Below are 20,512 nucleotides of genomic sequence, written 5' to 3'. Positions count from 1 at the left end.
CGGCATATCCGCTGGTCAAGGGCCTTTCATGGTGGTGCCCCCGGCAGGATTCGAACCTGCGCACCCGCCTCCGGAGGGCGGTGCGCTCAGCCGGACTGACAAGCCATCTACCAGCATAAACGGTTGAACGATCCTACCTCTGAAGGCGAGTCTGGCCCATATTTGGCACACGAGGGCAGCGCACCGACTGTCTAGCGCCGCGATACAAGCAGCTGTAACAGCTTCGGCTGATCACGCGACCGGATGAGGCCGCAGTCCTCATCTTGGACTATCAGGCATGTGGGAAACCACCGCTCTGCCCGGATAGCCGCTCTGCGGCCGTCCTGGAGTCACGCGTATGACTCTGTGCGGAGATCGGGCCGAGCGGTCGCCACGGAGTCGGGCAGTCGGCTGCCGTCAGGTCAGCGAGCCCTGGTCGTCGCATGGCGACGCCCCTACGCCCCCTGTTACAGCCTCCCGAAGGGCACTTGCAGCCCACGGACCGCGCACTACGGCTGGTCTCAGCGCTGCGCGCATGGCCGTATGTGGGTCCGCCACCTCCTGTTACAGCGTCCCGAGAGGTCGAACGGCGCTTCGAGCGGGCAGGGCCGCGCCGCCGTGCCTACCCGGAGGCGAAGACCAGGGCGACGCGCAGCAACCACGTCCTCGCAGGCCAAGTCCGCCGTCATGACGGCCTCAGGTCCAGACCACCCGTTAGGCTGAACGTAGGAGGCATGCAACCAAAAAGCCGCTTCAAGCAACTTTCGCCCGAGAGTGGCTTGTGATTGCATGGAGCCAGTCACCATCGGGGAGCCACCATGCTGCTACGCTTCCGCGTCGCCAACCATCGCTCGATCAAGGACGCCCAGGAGCTGTCCCTGGTCGCGGTGCCGCGTCGCGGCGAGGAACCTGCTACGGATGAGACCTCGACGCCACGTGCGGTGAAGGTCGCAGCCATATACGGCCCCAACGCTTCAGGCAAGTCGAGTGTCATCAATGCTATCGAATATTTTGTTAACGCCATCCGTCACTCATATCGACGCTGGGATCCCGAGCAGCCGATTCCGCGACAGCCGTTCCTGCTGAGTGCCAAAAGTGTCCAAGAGCCTTCCTTCTTTGAGCTCGATTTTGTATTCCGAGAAATTCGTTTTACGTACGGCTTTGAACTAGATGACAACGCAATAATCGGCGAGTGGCTCTACAGCTATCCTTTCGGTAAACGTCGTGTGCTCTACGAGCGGGACATCGAGTTTACCGATTCTGACGGCTTCCGGTTCGGCAGGTCGCTTCGCGGTGAGAACTCGACGATTGCGAAGCTAACCCGAGACAATGCACTTTTCCTCTCGGTTGCCGCATCTTCTTCTCATCCTCTTCTGGGGCCGATCTACAGGTACCTAACAACCTCTATTGTGTATGCCGACAGCACTACGAGTCATGAAAGCAGACGTCTAGCGTGGCTGAAGTCGCTACTCAAGAATGACGAGCCGTTTGCGCGCGATATTGCCGATATGATGCGCCTAGCCGATCTCGGTCTTACGAATGTTCGCGTTGTCTCGGACGAGCCAGCGGATCAAGAAATACCCGCTTCTATCCGTCGTGTAGCAAGTCGAAACAGGGAAGTTCAAGACGCTTTGTTCGAGGCGGAATTCCGGCGGAGTCTAAGGGAACGCCGCTTTGTCGACTCTGATCGGATTGAGCTTTTTCATGCATCTGAGGATTCGAAGCAGGGAATCCCCATCCCGCTTGCGCGAGAAAGTGCGGGAACACGTGCCTGGTTGTCGTTTGCGGGGCGTATCATTTTCGCATTGAGAAATGGCGAAGCGCTTATCGTCGATGAGATCGATGCGAGCTTGCATCCGCGCCTTAGTGCTACCCTAATTCAAATCTTCAAAGACGAAGAATACAACCAGCGTGACGCGCAGTTGATATTCACATCACACGATGTTTCTTTTCTCGGAAGCCTTGTTGATGACGATTTGCTCTCTCGTGACGAGGTTTGGTTCACGGAGAAAGACCGGACAGGGGCAACAACTCTCTACTCTCTTGAAGACTTCAAAATCCGTCCAGTAGAGAACGTTGAGCGTGGTTATCTCCAAGGCCGCTACGGCGCTCTTCCCATTATCGACATCGAGCAGATAAAAAGGGTTCTCGCTCGCGTGATTGACAGGGCGGCCGAAGTTGCCGACTAGGAGGAGGGAGCGGGGCGGGCCACTTGACCGACCAAGGCGGTTTCGAGAACAGAAGCCTCGGATATTGATAGTGAGCGAGGGAAGAGTAACGGAAGGTCAATATTTCACTCGCCTCGCTGCGTACTTTCGTGCCACTGGCGTCAACATTGCAACATGCAGAGTTGAAGGTGTGGGTCGAGATCCGCAAGCTGTGGTCAAGAAAGCAATAAAATTGAAGACTGAAGCTCTTCGCAAGGGCGACCACGAAGGCTACGATCAAGTCTGGTGTGTCGTCGATGTTGATGAGCATGTTCACCTGGATGCGGCTCTAGCGCTCGCAATAGAGAACGATATCAAGACTGCGGTGTCAAACCCTTGCTTCGAGCTATGGATTTACCTACATTTTGAGTCGCAGACTCAGTCGATCACGACACGAAGTATACAGAGAAAGCTCAAAAAGTATATACCTGATTATGACAAAGATCTTCCGGTGGGTTTTCCGTACTCCGAGCAAGGAAATGCGGAAAGACGTGCTAGAGCAACGCGTCCCAAGACGGAAGATCATAGTCGAAAGGGTGCTAACCCCTCAACGACCGTGTGGTTGACAGTGCGCGACATCAAGATGGCGGGAGGCCAGTAAGCGGGAGTTGAGCAGGACGCGCCGAGCTGGGAGAACAGGTACGACCGGTGTGCCACGCTGACTGTCTAACCCTGGAACCGCAGTTCAGCCGCTACGGCAGAAGAGGTGGTACAGGTAAGACGGCAGTCGTCTTGGAGCCGAGTGCTGAGGTAGGCCGGTAGGTACTCGCCTCGGGAGGGCGGGTGTCGCGGTGGGTGAGACAGGGTGGGACAGGTGCCCTGCGGGCTGTCCCACCTCAGAACTGCTGGTCAACTGCTATGGCGGGACACGTGAGACAGGTGGGACAGCACTCGCCTCGGGAGGGCGGTGCCGTTGTGGGGTGGGACAGGTGTCGTGCGAGGTGTCCCACCCTGGAACCGCTGGTCAGAGAGCATGGCGGGACAGGTGTGATAGCACTCGCCTCGGAGGCGGCGCTGCGGCCTCAGCCGGTCAGAGGAGAGCGGCCATGCTGTCGATTACGGCGTCAGCTCCTGCTTTTGACAAGCGCTCACGCTTTCCGGGCTTGTTGGCGTATCCGATAGATTTGGCTCCGGCTATATGGCTTGCCTCAATGTCGGTTATAGTGTCACCAATAAGAACTGTGTCTGCGATGTCCACGCCAAGCCGGTCGGCGGCGAGTTGCAGTGAGAATGGGTGAGGTTTCATCAAACCGGGGTTGGCATGGGCGCGGCCGGACACGAACGAGATGATGCTGGCTAGGTCGTGTCTGGTGAGATATTTCTGGACGGCCGGTGCAGAGTTATTGCTAACCACTGCTACAGGTCGGCCACTGTCAACGACACTGTGCACAACCTGGATAGCAAACGGTGTTGGCTCTGCCGACTCGACTGCTTTGCCTTCAGCTTCTACTAGGTGATCTTCCAAAGCGGGTACGCTCTCGGGTTTGTGTACCCCTGCCCATCGAAGCACATCCATAGGGTCTGTCTCGTCGTCAATGGCAGGATCGAATACCGTACCGCGCTGTCGTAGAAGTGCGATGAGATCGGACGCGATTCGGTCTGCTGGATAACCTGCAAAGACACTGCATATTGGTCCGTCGAAATCGAACAAGACGGCCTTCGCGTGATAGAGTACAGTGCGGTGCGGCTCAGTCATGAGCGTACTCCCGGGCGATCGTGTTCCAGATCGAGTCGAACCAAGTTCGGGCTTGACGTACATACTCGGCGGCGGTTGAGGTGTCGTCGCTCTCGCTGACCGAGTACTGAAACAGGGTGGCATCCTTGCCCATCGGATCGTAGATTGAGGTTGGTTCACCCTTGATTGTTACGTCATGCTCTACGACGGGGTAGAAGCCGAAGAACGCGTCTTCATTGTTGAGGATGTAGAGCTTGAGAACTGGCGGGATGCCGTGGACCCTGACCTGAACGTTGCCGGACTTAATCAAGCCAAGGTCGGTGAGTTCCTGTACGTCGTCAACGATCGCGTCAATTGACCTCTCACTGATTCGTTTCTGCCGCATCCGCACCGCTGGGTCATCGGCGGCAGTGTCTGCCCGGCATGGAAGCGCCATCGGCACCGACATGTCGGACACCATGATGCGAATGACGACGCTTTCCGGCGTAAGTCGCCCGGCGCGTACCTTGTCGAGGACTTCCGACAAAGTGTTGCGCAAAGTCTCGCTTCCGAAGCCTGCGAAGTCGATCGAGACGTGCGTTCGCTCGAACGCTGCTTCGACGTGCGGGCGCAGCCCGACAGGACGCTCTGTCTGTGCCCGTACGAACGTGCCACTGCCTTGACGGCTCACGATCAGGTGTTCGGCCGCGAGAAGTCGTAGTGCCGCCTTGATCGTCTCCCGGGCGACTCCGAACCGGCTCGCCAGCGCGGGCTGTGAGGGCAGCTTGTCTCCGGGCTGGAGCTTCTTGGTCAGGATTGCTGCGCGCAGCTTGTTCGCGATCTGCTGCGACTCAGTACGTGGGTCGTCCGGATCAAGATCGTCCAGGTACTCCAAGCCCTCGCTCATGGCAACAGCATACCGCCTGACTAGCCAAGACGTACTTTCTGTGGCCATCCGCTTGACATGACTAGCCATGTCCGCCAAGCTTCAGGCAGTGCTCACCTGACTAGCCAGGGGAGCCAGGAGGAGGTCTGAAGATGGACACGATGAGCAACTACCCGGACGGTTTGACGCCGTCGGCGTTGGCGCTGTTGGACGCGCAGGTGTCGGTGGAGATCGCGTTGGGGGAGCCGACGTCGGGGTTGTTGGACGGTTCGGCGCGGGAGCGTCGTAACCGGCGGATCCTGGCTCGTGCGTTGGCGGGGATCACGCCGAAGTACGGCAGTGTGGGTGTGGACCAGGCCGCGGCCGAGTTGGCGGACGCGGAGCGGTCGGGTGGGCCGGCTTCGCCGGTCGCGCTCGCGATGCCGGTTCCGGTGTTCGGCCGGAGCAAGGGCAAGGGTCGTAAGGCGCGGCGTAACGCCGCGCGGCGTGCCGTGAGGCAGGCCGCGTCGGGTTCGGGCCGGGTGGCGTGATGGCCCAGGTCGCTGAGCACGTGGTGAAGCGGGTGGAGTCGGCGCACGTTGAGGTGGCCGACCAGATGCGGCGGGCGGATGCCAAGGCGGGGACGTTGTTGCCGCTGTTCGGCGGGTTCCTGGCGGGTGTGGTGGCGTTGACCACGCGCGGCCTGCCGTTCGCCGCGGAGTTGCTGTTGTGGATCGCGACCGCTCCGGCGCTGGTCAGTGTGGTGATCCTGCTGACCGTGGTCCGTCCGTGGTTGAGCCGGGAGGACTCCTCCGGGTTCGGGTTCCTGGCCGGGTTCGCCGGGAAGCCGTCGGACCTGCTGGTCGAGTTGGACCGGCAGGTGAGTGTGAGGGTGCAGGCGGTGGACGTGGTGCGGCTGTCGGTGCGGGTGCAGATGAAGTACCGGCGGGTTCGCGTGGCGGTGGATGCGCTGGTGTGCAGCGCGGTGCTGTTGGCGGCGGCGCTGGCCGTGGTGGCGGTGGCGTGATGGGCGACTTGGCGAGGGTGGCCGCGGTGACGGCGGCGGTGTTGGCCGAGTACGGCGACGCGCTGGACGAGGTGTTCGCGGTGGACTTCCGTCGCGGCGCGCGGTTGGACACGGGTGCGGTGGTGTCGTTGCAGATGCGTGCGCGCCCGTCGTGGGAGCAGGACGTGCTGCAGTTGGCGCGGGTGGCGTTGGCGCTGGGCATGGGCCACGTCGAGTTGCGTCCGATCGGCGGCTACGTGCGGATGGTCGCGGTGGGCGAGGTGTCCACGTCGGTGGGTACCGCGCGGGTGGAGGTGTGGGACCACCTCACGGGTGAGGGTGTCGGTCGGGCGGCGGAGTTGTTGGGTGTGACGTTGCACCCGGCCACCGGCCTGGTGCAGGTCGCCGCTCACCAGGTGGTTCGGCTGGTCGGGTCGGTGCGGTGACATGGCCCGTCGGCGGTTGCCGTGGGTGTGGGTGGAGTCGGTGCCCTGGGCCATCGGTGCGGTGTTGACGCGCGGCTCGGTGGACGGGTTGCCCTTGTTGACGTGGGGCCGTGCGCCGCGGGCGAGGTTGGCTACACGTCGGCAGCTGCGGTCGTTGGGGTTGCGACCCGGTGGCGCGGATCCGGTGGCGGTGCTCTACGTGAGGCACCGGGCGTCCGGGCGGCGCAACTTCGCCGACCTGTACCTGATCGAACGGGCCAAGCCGGTGCGACCGATGACGCTGGCCAGGCAGGCCGCGTTGGACAAGGCCAACCGGGAGCGTGCACGACGGACCGCGCAACGACGGTCCGGCCGGCAGGCCGCCTGACCTTCGCACACGACGGATCTCGACAGTGATTGTTCAGAAAGGGCATGTCATGGCCTGGTTCGCCAGTTCGAAGCTCGCGCGTTCCAGTCGCGGGAACCGCGGCACGTACACCCGTCAGGTCACCGTCACCGGCCGTTGCCCGTGTGGTCGCACGGTCGAAGGCAAGGCCACCGTGACCACGGTGCTCGGTGAGGTCGGTGAGGCCGTGGTCACGACCACGCACTCGTGCGGCGCGTCCGTCCGGCTCACCGGCGACTACTGATTCCGCCTGGACCGGCGGCCCACTCCGGCAAAGAGACCGCCGCCGGTCCGGTCCACCCCCACTACCACCGCACCTTCGGGTGCGGGTCAGGAGAACACCCGTGTTGCGCAGCCTGATCACCCGGACCGCGACCCGATGCCCCGCGCCGACCGGCCGCAAGGGCGGCCACTGCGGCAAACCGCTGCGCCGGGGACGCCTGTCCGACGGCGTGACCTGCGGCGGGGAGATGTGCCAGCTCTGGCACCTCGCCCGCCACCTCTGACCTCATCCGTTCACGAAAGGCGACGTCATGAAGAACACCGACACCGACAGCGACAGCGGCTGCGTCCCGGCCTGGGGCGAACACGCCGACTTCACCGACACCGGGGAGCGCGGTTTCGACAAGAAGATCGGCAAGCCCTTCCAGGTCTGGGTCTGCCAGTGCGGCGCGAAGACCCTCAACGTCTTCCCGCACCTCAAGAAGAAGTAGCCACCGTTCCCTGAGGGAGGACACGCACATGGCCTGGATCACCCGGTACGGCTGGCAGTGCGACTGCGGCCGGACTTCGTTCATCACGGTCCCCGACATCGGCGACGCGCGCGCCAACCTGCGCCACCACCTCAAGGCCAACCCCGGCCACCGTGCCGAACTGGTCGAGGTCCACGACGAGGAACCCGACCACGACGACCACGACGACTACGACGACTACGACGACGGCTTCGACTACTGATCTCGCCCGGACCGGCGGCCCACTCCGGCAAAGAGACCGCCGCCGGTCCGGTCCACCCCAACACCGCACCCTCGGGTGCGGGTCAGGAGAGCGCAAGCATGTCACGCACGACCTTTCCCCGCACCGCGGTGTCGCGGGTCGAGCCCGCGGCCCGTGCCCGCTACGAGGCCGCCCACCCCGGCCGGTCCTGGGACGACGCCCCGGCCTACCTGCGCGACCGTGCCCGGCTGGCCGAGCGGCAGCTGTCGGGGGTGGCCGACGATGAGTGAACCGCTGGTCACCACCGGCTTCTCGCCGGAGAACTTCCCGACGCCGCACCTGGCGTTGCGCGGCACCGCCGACGAAGCGCGGGTGCGCTCGTTCGCCGTCGAGCAGGCCCGCGCCGCCCGCACGGTGCACGACCACGTGGCCCCCGGCCTGGCCGGCCCGACCCGTGGCGGGCGGATGGCGGCGCTGAACGCGGCCTACGACGCGGTGGTGCGGTGGCGGCGGTCGGTGGCGGCCGTCGCCGACGACCCCCGCTACCACCCGGGCAACCGTCCGGCGGTCGAGCGGTTCGCGGCCACGCTGGACGAGGCGGGTCCGAACTACGACCGGTTGGGGGTGGTCGGGCGGTTCCGGCGCGGTTCGCGCTGGGACGCCGCCACCCGCACGTTCGTCGGCGGGCAGGACACCCCGGCGAGCCGGGTCGTGGCCGCCTACGGTGACGCCGCGCTGCGCCGCTTCGCCGTCGAGGCACCCCACGCCGACTGGCTGCACAACACGGTCGCGCTGCCGGTCACCGGCGGCACCGTGCGCGGCAACGCGCTCGTGCGCGGTGACGCCGCCCGCGAAGTGGCGGCGCGGTTGGGCGCGCGGGTCACGGCCCGGCGGGGCACCGCCGAGGTGGAGACCGGCGGTGAGCCGCTGTACGCGGTCACCGCCGCCGACGACGTGCGGCCGGTGCTGTTCACGGAGGCCATGACCGTGCTGGCCACCGCCGCCGAGGGCGATTGGACGGCGTGGTGGACCGCCGCCTACCTGCTCTACCAGGCCCCGCGGTTCAAGAAGGGCAGCGACGCGTGCAACCGGGTGTTCCTGGTCGCGGTCGGCGCGGCAATGCTGGGCGGTCCGCCGATCGTGCCGCACGACCTGGACCTGCGCTGCATGGTCCTGGGCCAGCCCACCGTCACCGCCGTCCCGCTGCTGTGCGGGGGTGCCCGGTGACCGCCGTGCCCACCCCGCTGCTGCTCCTGGCCGCCGCGCTGGCCCTGGTCGCGGTGATCGTGCTGTGGAAGCTGCTCATGGTCGCCGGGCTGATCGGCTTGGCGCAGTGGGCGGTGATCACCCAGGCCGACGACCCGACCGTGGTGCTGGTCGCGGTCGGTGCCCCGGCGCTGCTGTTGGCGGTGCTGCTGCGCCGCGCCGCCCGCCGGCCCGTCCGTACCCAGTTGTCCCGTCCCCCGCTGTACCTGCGTCGACAGGAGGTGACCCGATGAGCACGACCGCCCTTCCGATCCCTGGTCCCGACGAGTCCGACCCGTTCACCGCGACCGTTGCCGAGGTGGAACGCTACGTCGCCGCCGCGGCCCCCGCGGTCGTGCACCGCTCCGGCCCGATCGGCTCCCACGAGCACCGCGACGACGTGACGGTGGGCGACGTGCGGTCGGCCGGTTCGGACACACGGCGAGTGCGCGGTCTGCGTGCCGAGGTGGCCGAAGCGCACGCCCTGCTGGCGTTGCAGGGTGACGCCGCGCCGCTGCTGGTGGACACCAAGCGGGTGCGCCGCGCGCTCAAGCGCAGCCGTGAGGCCGCGCGTCTGCACGCGCTCGGGCAGAACCCGATGGCGCGGGCGTGGCAGGCGGCGCGGGTGCGCCTGGTGCTCACCGTCGTGGACCTGATGGCGCTGGTCGGCGCGTTGGCCTGGTCCACCACCGGCGTGCACCACACCCTCACCCTCGGCATGACCGAGCGCGGCGTGGCCTGGTGGGGCGCGTGGGCGGTGGAACCGGTCATCTCCGCCGTGCTGCTGGTGGTCGTCGGGGCGAAGGCGTTCCTCACCACCCGCGGCCACACCCTGCACCACCCCCACCTGACCCGGGTCGAGTTCGGCGCGCTGGGCGTGACGTTGACGCTCAACGTCTGGCCCTACCTGCCGGTGGTCGCCGACACGTTCGCGCCGATGACCCTGCTGGCCCACGCGATCGGCCCCCTGGTCGCGGTCGGCGCGGTGACCGTCATGCCGATCATCTGGGACGGCTTCGCCAACCTCGACCACACCGCCGGCACCCGCCCCGACACCCCGCCGGCCCCAACCGGGGGCGCACCCGACGGGGCACCCGGTGGCCCGACACCGGCAGTGCGCGGCGGCACCGCGACCGGGGCGGTGCCGATGATCGCCGCCGAGGCCACCGACACCCCGATCGTTCAGGCACGACTGTCCGCGCGGGCCGCCGAGTTGCTGCCCCGACTGCAGGCCGCGATCGCGGCCGGTGAGCTGCCGCCGACCGCGTCGGCCAGCGCCATCCGCGCGCACCTGCGCTGCGGCAGCGAGTACGCCCGCGAACTGCGTGACGCCGTGACCGACCCCGCCCGACCGACCCGACCGGAAGCGAGGTGACCCGATGAGCACCACCGCCCACGACCACCGACACGACGACGATGACCGCAACCACGGCAACGTGGTGCCGCTGCGCCGCGCCGACACCACCCGCGCCGACACTCGCGCCGCCGCCGGTGCGGAGGTCGTGCGCGACACCGCGATCCCCGGCGAGGTGCTGACCGATGCGGAGTCGGCGGAGCTGGACCGTCGGCTTGCCGCGCAGCGGGTGCGGGACGCGGCCGGCGCGGTGGTGCGGGTGGTGCGCACCGGTGCCACGCACGACCGGACCCGCAACGCCGCGCGGGCGGTGGTGCGCACCGCCGGCTACGCGGTCGCGGGGTCGCGGATCCGGCGTGCCGAGCGCCGTGCGCGTCGCCACCACCTGGACCTCGAACAGGCCATCACCACCCTGCGCGTGAACGCGAAGTCAGCCGACGACTTCCGGGTGTTGCGGGAGCTGGAGGAGGTGTTGGAGCGGCGCCGGTCCGGTCAGGCCCAGCGCGGCCGTGAGCGGCGGGTGGAGGTGCTGCGCTGGTCGGCCGGTGTCGTGGTGGTGCTGGCGTCGGGGCACGTGCTGCTGCTGGGGTTCGCCGCGGCGCAGGCCGTGATCGGCGCGGGCTCGCTGACCGACCGGTGGAACGACGTCGTGGACTTCTGGACCACGGTGGCGGAGCTGTCCCCGGTCGGCCCGTACTGGTGGGCGTGGATGCTGGCCGGTGCGGGCACCTGGGCCGCGCGGTCCATCCCGGCGGGCCGGTCGCGGGGCACGCTGCCGATGTGGGCGGCCAGCGCCGAGGCGCAGCCCGCCGACGGGCGCAGCATCATCCCCGACGAGTCGGCGGTGTTGACCGCGTTGCGGCACCTGACCGGGCTGCCCGCGTTGCGGCAGGCGTTCAAGCAGGGCTGGGGCAGCAGCGTCACCCCGACGTGGGTGCAGCCGCCGGTCGTGGACGGCAAGGGCTGGCGGATGCAGCTGGTGCTGCCGCTGGGCGTGCCGGTGGAGGAGATCGTCAAGCGCAAGTCCGTGCTGGCGCACAACCTGGTGCGCACCCCGGCCGAGGTGTGGCCGTCCGAACCCAAGGGGCAGGCCGGTGTCCTGGACCTGTGGGTGGCCAACCCCGGCGCGCTGTCGGGTCCGGTCGACCCGTGGCCGCTGCTGGAGACCACCGGACCCACCGACTACTTCACCGGTGTCCCGATCGGGGTCAACATCCGCGGTGAACAGGTCGTGGGCCAGTACTTCCAGCGCAACTACGTCGCCGGCGGCGTGATGGGCTCGGGCAAGTCCAGCCTCTACATCACCCTGGTCGCCGGCGCGGTGCTGGACCCGCTGGTGGAGGTGGACGTGTTCGTGTTCGCCGAGAACGCCGACTACGACCCGCTGCGCCCGCGGCTGCGCACCTTGCGCACCGGCGGCGACGACCAGACGGTCAAGGCATGCCTGGACACCCTCGAAGCGCTCTACGCCGACCTGGAGACGCGCGGCAAGGCCCTGCGCGAACACCGGGAACGCGCGGTCGGCCGCAAGCTGGCCGAACGCGACCCGAGGTTGCGGCCGCGGATCGTGGTGCTGGACGAGTGCCAGATCCTGTTCATGCACGAGGAGTACGGCGAACGGGCCGCCGACGTCGTCATGAAGCTGATCTCCACCGCCCGCAAGTACGCCGTCACCATCCTGTTCGCCACCCCGGAGGCCTCCACCCAGTCCCTGCCCCGCAAGGTCACCGCCGTCACCTCCTGCAAAGCCTGCTTCGCCATCGGCGACCAGCAGTCCAACGACGCCGTGCTCGGCACCGGCAGCTACAAGGCCGGCATCTCCGCCGTGGACCTGGAACCGGCCACTGACGAAGGCCCCGGCGACGTCGGCACCGCGATGGTGCGCGGCATCATGGCCAAACCCGGGATCCTGCGCGCCTACTACCTCGACCGCGACGACCTCACCGACATCACCGCCCGCGCCATGGAACTGCGCGCCGGTCACGTCCCTGCCCCGACCGGCCACGACACCGACGACCACACGTCCACACCGGACTTCCTCGCCGACCTCGCCCACGCCCTGGGCGACGACAAGAGGATGCGCACCGCCCTGGTGCTGCGCGCCCTGGCCGACCACAACCCCGCCCACTACGGCGACTGGACCTCCAAGACCTTCGCCGCCGCGCTGCGCGACGCCGACATACCCATCCGCAAGAGCGACGGCGACAGCCTCATCCGCGCCGACGACATCACCCAAGCCATCACCCTGCGTGACATCGAACGGGGTCACGGCATCGCCGACGACGACGCCTGACCCATCCCGAACACCACAACGCGCGGCAGGGAAGCACCAGTGAACCACCACCGGGACAGGGATTTTCCCCTGATCCCTTCCCTGACCCTGCTTCCCTGCCGCCACCAGCACCGACACCACCCAGGGAAGATCCACAACACCGGCCCTGCCACCAGCGCAAACCCCGGAAACCGGCCCGATCCGCCCCTGCCCGAACCTTCCCTGAACCACCCCTGACGCCGGCACGCGTGCGGCACCACCACCGACGCGCGCCACCCCCGCACGTCCACGCACCGTCACACACGGTAACCAAGGATCGGTCATGAGCGACCCCGTCATGCACATCGCCGGCGACCTCGCCGTCCTCGCCCACACCGTCGGCCTCACCACCAACCCCAAAGCCCTCTGCGGAGCCCGCATCACCGGCGCGCACCGCAACGCGCCGCTGTGCCCCACCTGCTTCGAACGCTCCGGCTGGACCCACGACAAGCGCCACCACTGACAACCCCACCGGGCGAACAAGACGTGACCAGCCGCCACCCCGCGCGACCCACCGTCCACAAGGAGCAGGCACGTGCCCACATCACGCCCCACCACCACGACCACCCCGGAGACGGGAACCGGTTGGCGGACCGTGACCGTCACCGTCGACCACGGCGGCAGGGTGTCCCTTCCCGCTGAACCGGCCGCCCCCGGCCTGGTGATCGTGCCCGCTCACCACCAGACCAGTCCCCGTTGGACCGGCGGCTACCGACTCGTGCACCTGCCCAGCGGCCTGACGGTCGGACCGTCCCCGCTGTCGCTGGTCTACACCCGCGAACTGGCCCACTTGCTGGCCCGCGGCGGGGACTGGACCCGACCGGGCGACCGTGTCCGCGCCGACACCACGCTCAGGCACCACGCCGTCGAAGTCCTGTACGACCTGGCCCTCGCCCGGACGAACGGACTGCCCCTGTGGTGGGCACGACCCAGCTGGCAGCGCCTCCCACCACCCTGGCTCATCGACACCCCGCACCCCACGACCGGCGACGGACCGTGGCTCGCCACGAACTGGACCGAGGTCGTGCGCCTGGCCGAGTACACCGCCGCCGGCGGCTGGGCACCGATCCCCGACGACGCCGTGGTCCGGCGCGGCGAACACACCGAATGGCAACTCGTGTGCGCCGCCCCCGCCTGCGGCACGACCCCCGGCGACCCCGACCGGCCACCGACGGTGCTGACCGACTGGGACGACGACATCGGCGACACCTACCCGATGCGCCACACCCGGCGCGCCCCGCTCATCACCCACGCCCGCGAACAGCACTGGCGCGACCACACCCGGCCAAACGGCGAACAGCACTGGCTGTGCCCGCCCTGCGCCGACGAGTACCCACGCGACCACGACCAGCCGCCACAAGAGCCGGTCGCGCCCGGGACGTGACTCGTCAACCGTCCCCGGCGCGACCCGCCACGCCGTCCCCACGCGACACGATCTCTGGAGTTGTCACGATGCTGACCGTCACGGACCTGTTTTGCGGAGCCGGTGGTTCCGGTCTCGGTGCCACCGCCGTCCCCGGTGTCGAGTTGGTGATGGCGGCGAACCACTCGCCGCGCGCCATCGAGACCCACGCCGCCAACTTCCCGTTCTGCGCGCACGACTGCGCCGACATCTCCCAGGTGGAGCCGCGTCGCTACCGCCGGTCGAACATCCTGTGGGCGTCGCCGGAGTGCACCAACCACAGCGTCGCCAAGGGCCGCAAGCGCGCCCCGTCCGGGCCGGACCTGTTCGGCGACACCGTGCCCGACCACGTGGCCGAACGGTCGCGGGCGACGATGTGGGACGTGCCGCGGTTCGCCGAGGCGCACCGCTACGACGCGGTGATCGTGGAGAACGTGGTCGACGCCGCCGCCTGGCCACCGTTCCGGGCGTGGCTGATGGCCATGGACTCCTACGGCTACGACCACCACATCGTCTACCTCAACTCGATGCACGCCCCCGCCATCGCCGCGCCCCGCGCGCCGCAGAGCCGCGACCGGATGTACGTGGTGTTCTGGCGCAAGGGCAACCCCGCACCCGACCTGGCGGTGCGCCCGCCCGGGTGGTGCGACACCTGCGGCCGCGAGGTGGAGACCCGGCAGGCGTTCAAGCCCCGGTCGAAGTCCTGGCCGGCGGCGCGGTGGGGCCGCTACCGGGCGCAGTACGTGTACGTGTGCACCACGTCGGGCTGCGGCCGGCCGGTCGAGCCGTACGCGCTGCCCGCCGCGTCCGCGATCGACTGGGCAACGCCGGGGGAGCGCATCGCCGACCGGGCCAAGCCGCTGTCGGCCAAGACCCTCGCGCGGATCCAGGCCGGCCTCACCCGGTACGGCCTGCCTCAGCTCGTGCCCTCGGGCGGGACGTGGAACGAGGACGCCCAACCGGTGTCGATGCCGTTCCGCGCCCGCACGACCCGGGAGAACGAGGGCCTGATCGTGCCGGTCGAAGGGCGGCCCGGCAACGCCGCCGCGCCGGTGTCGGCACCGATGCGCACGCAGACCACGCGGCACGAGTCCGCGCTGGTCGTGCCGTACTACTCCACCGCCGACATCGCGCACCCCGCCGACCGGCCGATCGGCACCCTGACCACCCTCGACCGCTACGGGCTGGCGTTCATCGCCGAACTGCGCGGCGGCGGCAGCACGGCACGCGACGTCCGCGAACCGCTGGCCACCGTCACGGCCAACGGCAACCACCACATGCTCGTGCGCCACAACACCGCCCGCGGTCACGACGCCTACCTCTCCACCCCGGTCCACGAACCAATGCGGACGCTGACCACCACCGGACACCAATCCCTCGTCGGCTGGTCGGACATGCCACCACGGGTGGAGGACTGCACCTTCCGCATGCTCACCGTCCCGGAGATCCAGGCCGCCATGGCGTTCACCCCCGACTACATCGTCACCGGCAACAAGCGCGAACGGGTCAAGCAACTCGGCAACGGCGTCACCCCACCCGCAGCCGAGTTCCTCGTCCGCGCCGTCGCCCGATCCCTCGGCCACCCCGCCTGACCACCGGCAGGCCGCATCGCCGCTGACCGCGCCACCGCGGGTCCGGTCGCGCCGGGGACGTGACCAGCCACCGTCCCCGGCGCGACCCACCATCCACCGAAGGGACTCAGTGTCATGCCAACTGACTTTTCCCCCGAGTTGCTGGCCGCCGCGCAATACATGGCCGCGTGCGGCTATCCCGTGTTCCCGCTGGTGCCCGGTGGGAAGCAGCCCGCCATCAGGAACTGGGAACAGCGCGCAACCACCGACCCCGGCCGCGTGCGCCGGTGCTGGACCCACGGCCCCGCCTACAACATCGGCCTCGCCACCGGTCCCGCCGGACTGGTCGTGGTGGACCTCGACGTGGCCAAGCCGGACAAGCCCGATCCGGACGGCTTCCGGCACGGCTTGGAAGTGTTGGCCCTATTGGCGGACGAGCACGACCAGCCCTTGCCGGTCGACACCCGCACGGTCACCACGCCGTCAGGTGGGGTACACCTGTACTTCGGAGCGCCCACGGGTGTCGAGTACCGCAACACGACGGGCAGGCTCGGCCGCTTGATCGACACCCGCGCGCACGGCGGCTACGTCGTCGCTCCCGGCTCCACGATCGGCGGTCGGCGTTACGAGATCACCGACAACGCGGCCGTGCCCGTACTGCCGGACTGGTTGGCCGAACTGCTGCGTCCCGCGCCGCTGCCACCGGCCCCGGTCGCACCGGTCGCGCTTCGGACGTCGTCGGGAGACCGGCGTAGTCGATACCTGCGCGCCGCCATCGCTGCCGAGGTGGCGCGTGTGGAAGGCGCGGTGGGCGGGCAGCGCAACTTCGCCCTCTACTGCGCCGCCCAAGCCCTCGGTCAGCTCGTCGCCGGAGGAGCGCTCACCGAGGACGAGGTACGCGATGTGCTCACCCACGCCTGCGCCGGGCACGTCGCCGTCAACGCCTACACCCACAACACCGCCCAACAGACCATCACCAGCGGTCTGCGCGACGGTGCCCGACGACCACGACGAGTCGCCGCATGACCCCGCCTGCCGCGCCGGACCGCGAGGAAGCGACCACCACCATGACCACCACGCCGCAGGCGGACCCCGACCCGTTCGCCGACGCCTGGACCGCCGACAAGCTCATGGCCGCCGACTTCCCGGACCCGAAGTGGGCAGTGCCCGGGGTGCTCTGCGAAGGCGTGACGCTGCTGGCCGGACCGCCCAAGGTCGGCAAGTCCTGGATGTCGCTGGGCTTGGGGCTGTCGATCGCGTCCGGTCGACCCGCGTTCGGCAGTATCGACACCGGCCCCGCCGCCCCGGTGCTGTACCTGGCATTGGAGGACACCGCACGGCGGCTCAAGACCCGCATGGGAAAGATGCTCGGCAACCAGGCCGCACCGCACCTGCTCACCCTGGCCACCCACTGCCCGCCGTTGCCGCAGGGCGGCGATACGGCCATCGCCGGATGGCTGCGCGGCAACCCGGCCGCCCGCCTGGTGGTCATCGACGTGTTCGCCAAGGTGCGCGGCACCGAACCGGGCAACGTCCAGCAGTACGACGCGGACTATCTCGCGGTTGGCCGCGCCAAGCGCATCGCCGACCACTTCGGGGTGTCCGTCGTGCTGGTCCACCACGTCCGCAAGGCCACGCACGAGGACTTCCTGGCCACCGTGTCAGGAACCAACGGCATCGCGGGCGCGGCCGACGCGGTGCTGGTGCTCGAACGTGGGCGCAACAACGCCGATGGCGTCCTGCACATCACCGGCCGCGACGTGGAGGAAGCCGACCACGCGCTGAGCTTCAACCCCGACAACGGCTCGTGGACCATGCTCGACGGCCCCGCCATCGACCACACCATCGGCGACACCCGCGCCGTCATCCTGCGCTACCTGCGCGAGACCAGCGGCAGCACACCCGCGCAGATCGCCACCGGCACCGGCCTGGACGCCGGGACCGTCCGCAAGACCTGCGCTCGGATGCACGACGCCGGGCAGCTCACCAAGGACGCCACCAGCCGCTACTTCGCGCCGCTGCTGTGACCGAGGTGGGACAGCCCACCGACCAGGAGCTGTCCCACCTGTCCCACCTGTCCCGCCACCTGCTCTGACCTGCTGTTTCGAGGTGGGACAGGTGTCCCGCGCACTGTCCCACCCTGGCCCGCCAGCACGCACGAAAGGCTACCGCGATGAGCGCACCACGCACCTGGCTCACCGTCGATGAGTTCTGCGAGGAGATGGGGATTTCCCGGTCCACTTTCTACGACTGGAAGGCCAAGAGGCGGGCACCACGCGTCCGGAAGCTCCCCAACGGGAAGTTGCGCATCGACCGCGCGGACGTCAAAGCCTGGTACGACGCCTTGGAGGTGGCGGCTTGATGAGCACCACCTATGACGTGCGGATTCTCCAGAACGAGGTCTACAAGGGCAAGCGGACGACCACTTACTACGTCCGGTGGATGGCGGCGGGGAAGCGGCGACGCGAGGGGTTCCGGGCGAAGGCGCTCGCCGAGAGCTTCCGGGCCGAGCTGGTCACCGCGGCTCGACGCGGTGAGGCGTTCGACGTGGACACCGGCTTGCCGATCTCGATGCGGCGCGAACAACGGGACATGTCCTGGTACGAGTTCGCGTGTGCGTTCGTGGACATGAAGTGGCCACGTGCGGCAGCCACCACCCGCCGTACGAACGCTGAGGCGCTGACGGCTGTTTCAGCCGCCCTTTTCACCACCGAACGGGGTAAGCCGGACGACAAGCTGATCCGGTCGGCGCTGTGCCGGTGGGCGTTCAACACCAACCGCCGCAACGACCCGAACCAGCCGGCGGAGGTCGCGGCGGCGCTGCGGTGGGTCGAACGGCACACACGGCCGGTGGCGGCACTGGCCAAGCCCGAAGTCCTGCGGCCGGTGCTCGACGCGCTCACGGTCCGCCTGGACGGTCGGCCCTACGCGCCCAGCGTGGTCAACCGCCGCCGCAAGATCCTGTCCACCGCGATGGAGTACGCCGTGGAGCGGAAGTTGCTGACCAGGAACCCGATTCCCGCGTTGAAGTGGACGGCACCCAAGACCGTGCACGCGGTGGACCGGCGGTCGGTGGCCAACCCGGTGCAAGCCCGGACGCTGCTGGCCGCTGTGGGCACGCAGCAGCGCAGCGGGCCGCGCCTGGTGGCGTTCTTCGGGTGCCTGTACTTCGCCGCCCTGCGGCCGGAGGAAGCCGTTGCGTTGGCCAAGCACAACCTGTCCCTGCCGGCCGAGGGGTGGGGGGAGCTGACCATCGACACGGCCGAGCCGCACGCGGGCAAGGAGTGGACCGACAGCGGGGCGAACCGCGACCGGCGGCAGCTCAAGCAGCGGGCGCGGGGGGAGACGCGCACGGTGCCGTGTCCGCCGGAGTTGACGGCGCTGCTGCACTCCCATGTCCGGCAGTTCGGCACGGCGGCGGACGGTCGGCTGTTCACCGGGGAGCGCAACGGCCAGGAGCTGCCGAAGCTGACCATCGTCCGGGCCTGGCAGCGTGCACGGGCCGAGGTCTTCACGCCGGAGGTTGCTGCCACGCCGCTGGCGGGCACGCCGTACGACCTGCGGCACGCGGCGGTGTCGACGTGGCTCAACGGGGGAGTACCCGCGGTGACCGTCGCGGAGTGGGCGGGGCACTCGGTGGAGGTGCTGCTGAAGATCTACGCCAAGTGCTTGGACGGGGAGGCTGTGGCGGTCCGGCAGCGAGTGGAGGCCGCTCTGGGACACCGACCGGGCTAACCCAAACTTTGGCCCGTATTTGGCCCGGACACCCGTAGACGGCCGGACTTCGCCGGACACGGCCGGACAGACGACGAAGGCCCTTGACCGGCTTTGCGCTGGTCAAGGGCCTTTTTGTGCTGGTGGAACGATGTGCCCCCGGCAGGATTCGAACCTGCGCACCCGCCTCCGGAGGGCGGTGCTCTATCCCCTGAGCTACGGGGGCCGCAGCTACGGGTGGAAGCTTAGCGCATGCCCGCGAGGCGATTTCACCCCCTACCCGCAAGGGTGGCGGGTAGGGGGTGAGCTGCGGCTTTCCGGTTGTCCGGCGGGTGTGGGGGGTGGTTTGGCCGAAGGTGGGCACGGTGGTGCACTACCCCGGTGCCGCCGGACGAGCGACCATCGCAGGTGATGGGCGCTCGCGTTGTGGTACCCGTCACGGTGGGCGGCGGTCCGCTCGGTGGGACGGTGCGGGCAGGGGTGGTGCCCGAAGTTGCATTCATGCGCATATGACTATATGTTCCGACTCATGGGTCACGGACACGGCCACGGAGTGTCGTCGGGGAGCGCCAAGCACCTCGGCCGACTGTGGGTCGCCTTCGCCATCGGCGCGGTCTTCATGGCGGCGGAGGGGGTTGTCGGCGTCCTCACCGGCTCGTTGGCCCTCATCTCCGACGCGGCCCACATGCTCACCGACGTCCTGGGCGTCGGGATGGCGTTGGCGGCGATCATGCTGGCCCGCCGGGCGCCCACGGGGGGCAGCCGCACGTTCGGCCTGTACCGGGCGGAGGTGTTGGCGGCGTTGGCCAACGCCGTGCTGCTGTTCGGTGTGGCCGGTTACGTCGTGTTCGAGGCCGTCGGCCGCTTCGGGAACCCGCCCGAGGTGCCCGGTCTGCCGGTCGTCCTCGTCTCGGCGGGCGGCCTGCTCGCCAACGTCGTCTCGTTCCTGATGCTCCGCGAGGGCGCGAAGGAGAGCATCAACGTCCGCGGCGCGTACCTCGAAGTCCTGGCGGACCTCATCGGGTCGGTCGGTGTGCTGATCAGCGGCGCGGTCACGTTGCTGTTCGGCTGGCGGTACGCCGACCCGATCATGGGTGTCGCGATCGGCCTGTTCGTCCTACCCCGCACGTACAAGCTGGCGGCGAGCGCGCTGCGCATCCTCTTCCAGCACGCGCCCGACCGCCTCGACGTCGCGGAGATGAAGTCCGACCTGGGCCGGCTGCCGGGCGTGGCCGAGGCGCACGACCTGCACGTGTGGACGCTCACCTCGGGCATGGAGGTCGCTTCCGCGCACCTCACCACCGCGGACGACGCCGACCCGGCCGAGGTGCTGCGCGCGGCCCAGGCGTTGCTGGCCCAGCGCTACCACATCGAGCACGCCACGCTCCAGGTCGAACCAGGGGATTCCGCGCGCCGGTGCCGCGAAATCCCCTGGTGAGC

General features: G+C 68.4%; 24 protein-coding genes and 2 tRNA genes. 22 read left to right on the top strand and 4 right to left on the bottom strand.

The annotated features are described in order from the left end of the window. Positions 1-32 precede the first annotated feature (32 nt). Positions 33-105: transfer RNA gene (locus ACWEFJ_RS04925), tRNA-Arg, on the bottom strand. Between the two features lie 692 nt (positions 106-797). On the opposite strand from ACWEFJ_RS04925, the gene ACWEFJ_RS04920 reads away from it, so the two are divergent. Both ACWEFJ_RS04920 and ACWEFJ_RS04915 read left to right on the top strand, forming a co-directional pair. Next, positions 798-2,168, top strand: coding sequence for an AAA family ATPase (locus ACWEFJ_RS04920; RefSeq protein WP_449712954.1), 1,371 nt, complete (start codon positions 798-800; stop codon positions 2,166-2,168). Positions 2,169-2,238: 70 nt separating this feature from the next. Then, entirely contained in the window at positions 2,239-2,787 is a 549-nt protein-coding gene (locus ACWEFJ_RS04915) for an RloB family protein (RefSeq protein WP_449712953.1), read from the top strand. A gap of 429 nt (positions 2,788-3,216) precedes the next feature. Here ACWEFJ_RS04915 and ACWEFJ_RS04910 read toward each other — a convergent pair whose 3' ends face one another. Continuing rightward, positions 3,217-3,882: an HAD family hydrolase gene (locus ACWEFJ_RS04910; RefSeq protein ID WP_449712952.1), complete on the bottom strand. Its 666-nt coding sequence runs from the start codon at positions 3,880-3,882 to the stop codon at positions 3,217-3,219. Further along, a complete protein-coding gene (locus tag ACWEFJ_RS04905; protein WP_449712951.1) occupies positions 3,875-4,747 on the bottom strand; it encodes a GntR family transcriptional regulator in 873 nt (290 codons plus the stop codon). Before ACWEFJ_RS04905 ends, ACWEFJ_RS04910 begins: the two co-directional genes overlap by 8 nt. 131 nt (positions 4,748-4,878) lie before the next feature. Here ACWEFJ_RS04905 and ACWEFJ_RS04900 point away from each other — a divergent pair, with 131 nt between their 5' ends. The 19 genes from ACWEFJ_RS04900 (at position 4,879) to ACWEFJ_RS04810 (ending at position 19,093) form a co-directional block, all read left to right on the top strand. Further along, on the top strand, positions 4,879-5,256 hold the full coding sequence (locus ACWEFJ_RS04900) for a hypothetical protein (RefSeq protein WP_449712950.1): 378 nt from the start codon (positions 4,879-4,881) through the stop codon (positions 5,254-5,256). Then, positions 5,256-5,732 (top strand): Pycsar system effector family protein, encoded by a 477-nt coding sequence (locus tag ACWEFJ_RS04895; protein ID WP_449712949.1) that lies wholly within the window; start codon positions 5,256-5,258, stop codon positions 5,730-5,732. The genes ACWEFJ_RS04900 and ACWEFJ_RS04895 overlap by 1 nt, the downstream gene beginning before the upstream one ends. Further along, entirely contained in the window at positions 5,732-6,157 is a 426-nt protein-coding gene (locus tag ACWEFJ_RS04890; RefSeq protein WP_449712948.1) for a hypothetical protein, read from the top strand. Before ACWEFJ_RS04895 ends, ACWEFJ_RS04890 begins: the two co-directional genes overlap by 1 nt. A 40-nt stretch (positions 6,158-6,197) precedes the next feature. Further along, positions 6,198-6,524, top strand: a complete 327-nt coding sequence (locus tag ACWEFJ_RS04885) for an RRQRL motif-containing zinc-binding protein (RefSeq protein ID WP_449712947.1) — start codon at positions 6,198-6,200, stop codon at positions 6,522-6,524. Positions 6,525-6,886: 362 nt separating this feature from the next. Then, positions 6,887-7,048 (top strand): hypothetical protein, encoded by a 162-nt coding sequence (locus ACWEFJ_RS04880; RefSeq protein WP_449712946.1) that lies wholly within the window; start codon positions 6,887-6,889, stop codon positions 7,046-7,048. A gap of 27 nt (positions 7,049-7,075) precedes the next feature. Further along, positions 7,076-7,255 carry a hypothetical protein gene (locus tag ACWEFJ_RS04875; RefSeq protein WP_378082881.1) on the top strand — a complete coding sequence of 60 codons (180 nt, stop codon included), beginning with the start codon at positions 7,076-7,078 and terminating at the stop codon, positions 7,253-7,255. A gap of 28 nt (positions 7,256-7,283) precedes the next feature. Continuing rightward, on the top strand, positions 7,284-7,496 hold the full coding sequence (locus tag ACWEFJ_RS04870) for a hypothetical protein (RefSeq protein WP_378082879.1): 213 nt from the start codon (positions 7,284-7,286) through the stop codon (positions 7,494-7,496). Between the two features lie 98 nt (positions 7,497-7,594). After that, positions 7,595-7,765 carry a hypothetical protein gene (locus tag ACWEFJ_RS04865; RefSeq protein WP_378082877.1) on the top strand — a complete coding sequence of 57 codons (171 nt, stop codon included), beginning with the start codon at positions 7,595-7,597 and terminating at the stop codon, positions 7,763-7,765. Then, complete coding sequence (locus ACWEFJ_RS04860) at positions 7,758-8,702, top strand: hypothetical protein (RefSeq protein WP_449712945.1); 945 nt, start codon at positions 7,758-7,760, stop codon at positions 8,700-8,702. Before ACWEFJ_RS04865 ends, ACWEFJ_RS04860 begins: the two co-directional genes overlap by 8 nt. Further along, a complete protein-coding gene (locus tag ACWEFJ_RS04855; RefSeq protein WP_449712944.1) occupies positions 8,699-8,974 on the top strand; it encodes a hypothetical protein in 276 nt (91 codons plus the stop codon). The genes ACWEFJ_RS04860 and ACWEFJ_RS04855 overlap by 4 nt, the downstream gene beginning before the upstream one ends. Beyond that, complete coding sequence (locus tag ACWEFJ_RS04850; RefSeq protein WP_449712943.1) at positions 8,971-10,095, top strand: hypothetical protein; 1,125 nt, start codon at positions 8,971-8,973, stop codon at positions 10,093-10,095. Before ACWEFJ_RS04855 ends, ACWEFJ_RS04850 begins: the two co-directional genes overlap by 4 nt. A 4-nt stretch (positions 10,096-10,099) precedes the next feature. Next, positions 10,100-12,367, top strand: a complete 2,268-nt coding sequence (locus ACWEFJ_RS04845) for a hypothetical protein (protein WP_378082870.1) — start codon at positions 10,100-10,102, stop codon at positions 12,365-12,367. A gap of 301 nt (positions 12,368-12,668) precedes the next feature. After that, on the top strand, positions 12,669-12,848 hold the full coding sequence (locus ACWEFJ_RS04840) for a hypothetical protein (protein ID WP_449712942.1): 180 nt from the start codon (positions 12,669-12,671) through the stop codon (positions 12,846-12,848). Positions 12,849-12,920: 72 nt separating this feature from the next. After that, on the top strand, positions 12,921-13,769 hold the full coding sequence (locus tag ACWEFJ_RS04835) for a hypothetical protein (RefSeq protein ID WP_449712941.1): 849 nt from the start codon (positions 12,921-12,923) through the stop codon (positions 13,767-13,769). Positions 13,770-13,837: 68 nt separating this feature from the next. Continuing rightward, positions 13,838-15,379 (top strand): DNA cytosine methyltransferase, encoded by a 1,542-nt coding sequence (locus ACWEFJ_RS04830; RefSeq protein ID WP_449712940.1) that lies wholly within the window; start codon positions 13,838-13,840, stop codon positions 15,377-15,379. 114 nt (positions 15,380-15,493) lie between these two features. Continuing rightward, entirely contained in the window at positions 15,494-16,384 is an 891-nt protein-coding gene (locus ACWEFJ_RS04825; protein WP_449712939.1) for a bifunctional DNA primase/polymerase, read from the top strand. Continuing rightward, the gene (locus ACWEFJ_RS04820; protein WP_449712938.1) at positions 16,381-17,385 is read left to right on the top strand and encodes an AAA family ATPase; all 1,005 of its coding nucleotides are present in this window, start codon (positions 16,381-16,383) and stop codon (positions 17,383-17,385) included. Before ACWEFJ_RS04825 ends, ACWEFJ_RS04820 begins: the two co-directional genes overlap by 4 nt. 146 nt (positions 17,386-17,531) lie before the next feature. Next, complete coding sequence (locus ACWEFJ_RS04815; protein ID WP_306747249.1) at positions 17,532-17,720, top strand: helix-turn-helix transcriptional regulator; 189 nt, start codon at positions 17,532-17,534, stop codon at positions 17,718-17,720. Further along, positions 17,720-19,093 carry a tyrosine-type recombinase/integrase gene (locus tag ACWEFJ_RS04810; RefSeq protein WP_449712937.1) on the top strand — a complete coding sequence of 458 codons (1,374 nt, stop codon included), beginning with the start codon at positions 17,720-17,722 and terminating at the stop codon, positions 19,091-19,093. The genes ACWEFJ_RS04815 and ACWEFJ_RS04810 overlap by 1 nt, the downstream gene beginning before the upstream one ends. Positions 19,094-19,226: 133 nt before the next feature. On the opposite strand, the gene ACWEFJ_RS04805 is transcribed toward ACWEFJ_RS04810, so the two are convergent. Next, positions 19,227-19,298, bottom strand: a tRNA-Arg gene (locus ACWEFJ_RS04805). 303 nt (positions 19,299-19,601) lie between these two features. Between ACWEFJ_RS04805 and ACWEFJ_RS04800 the strand changes: the two genes are divergently transcribed. Further along, positions 19,602-20,510, top strand: coding sequence for a cation diffusion facilitator family transporter (locus ACWEFJ_RS04800; protein ID WP_378085915.1), 909 nt, complete (start codon positions 19,602-19,604; stop codon positions 20,508-20,510). The last annotated feature ends 2 nt before the right edge of the window (positions 20,511-20,512 follow it).

This window comes from Actinosynnema sp. NPDC004786, from assembly GCF_053601135.1.
This window is presented reverse-complemented; position numbering and strand designations above follow the sequence as displayed.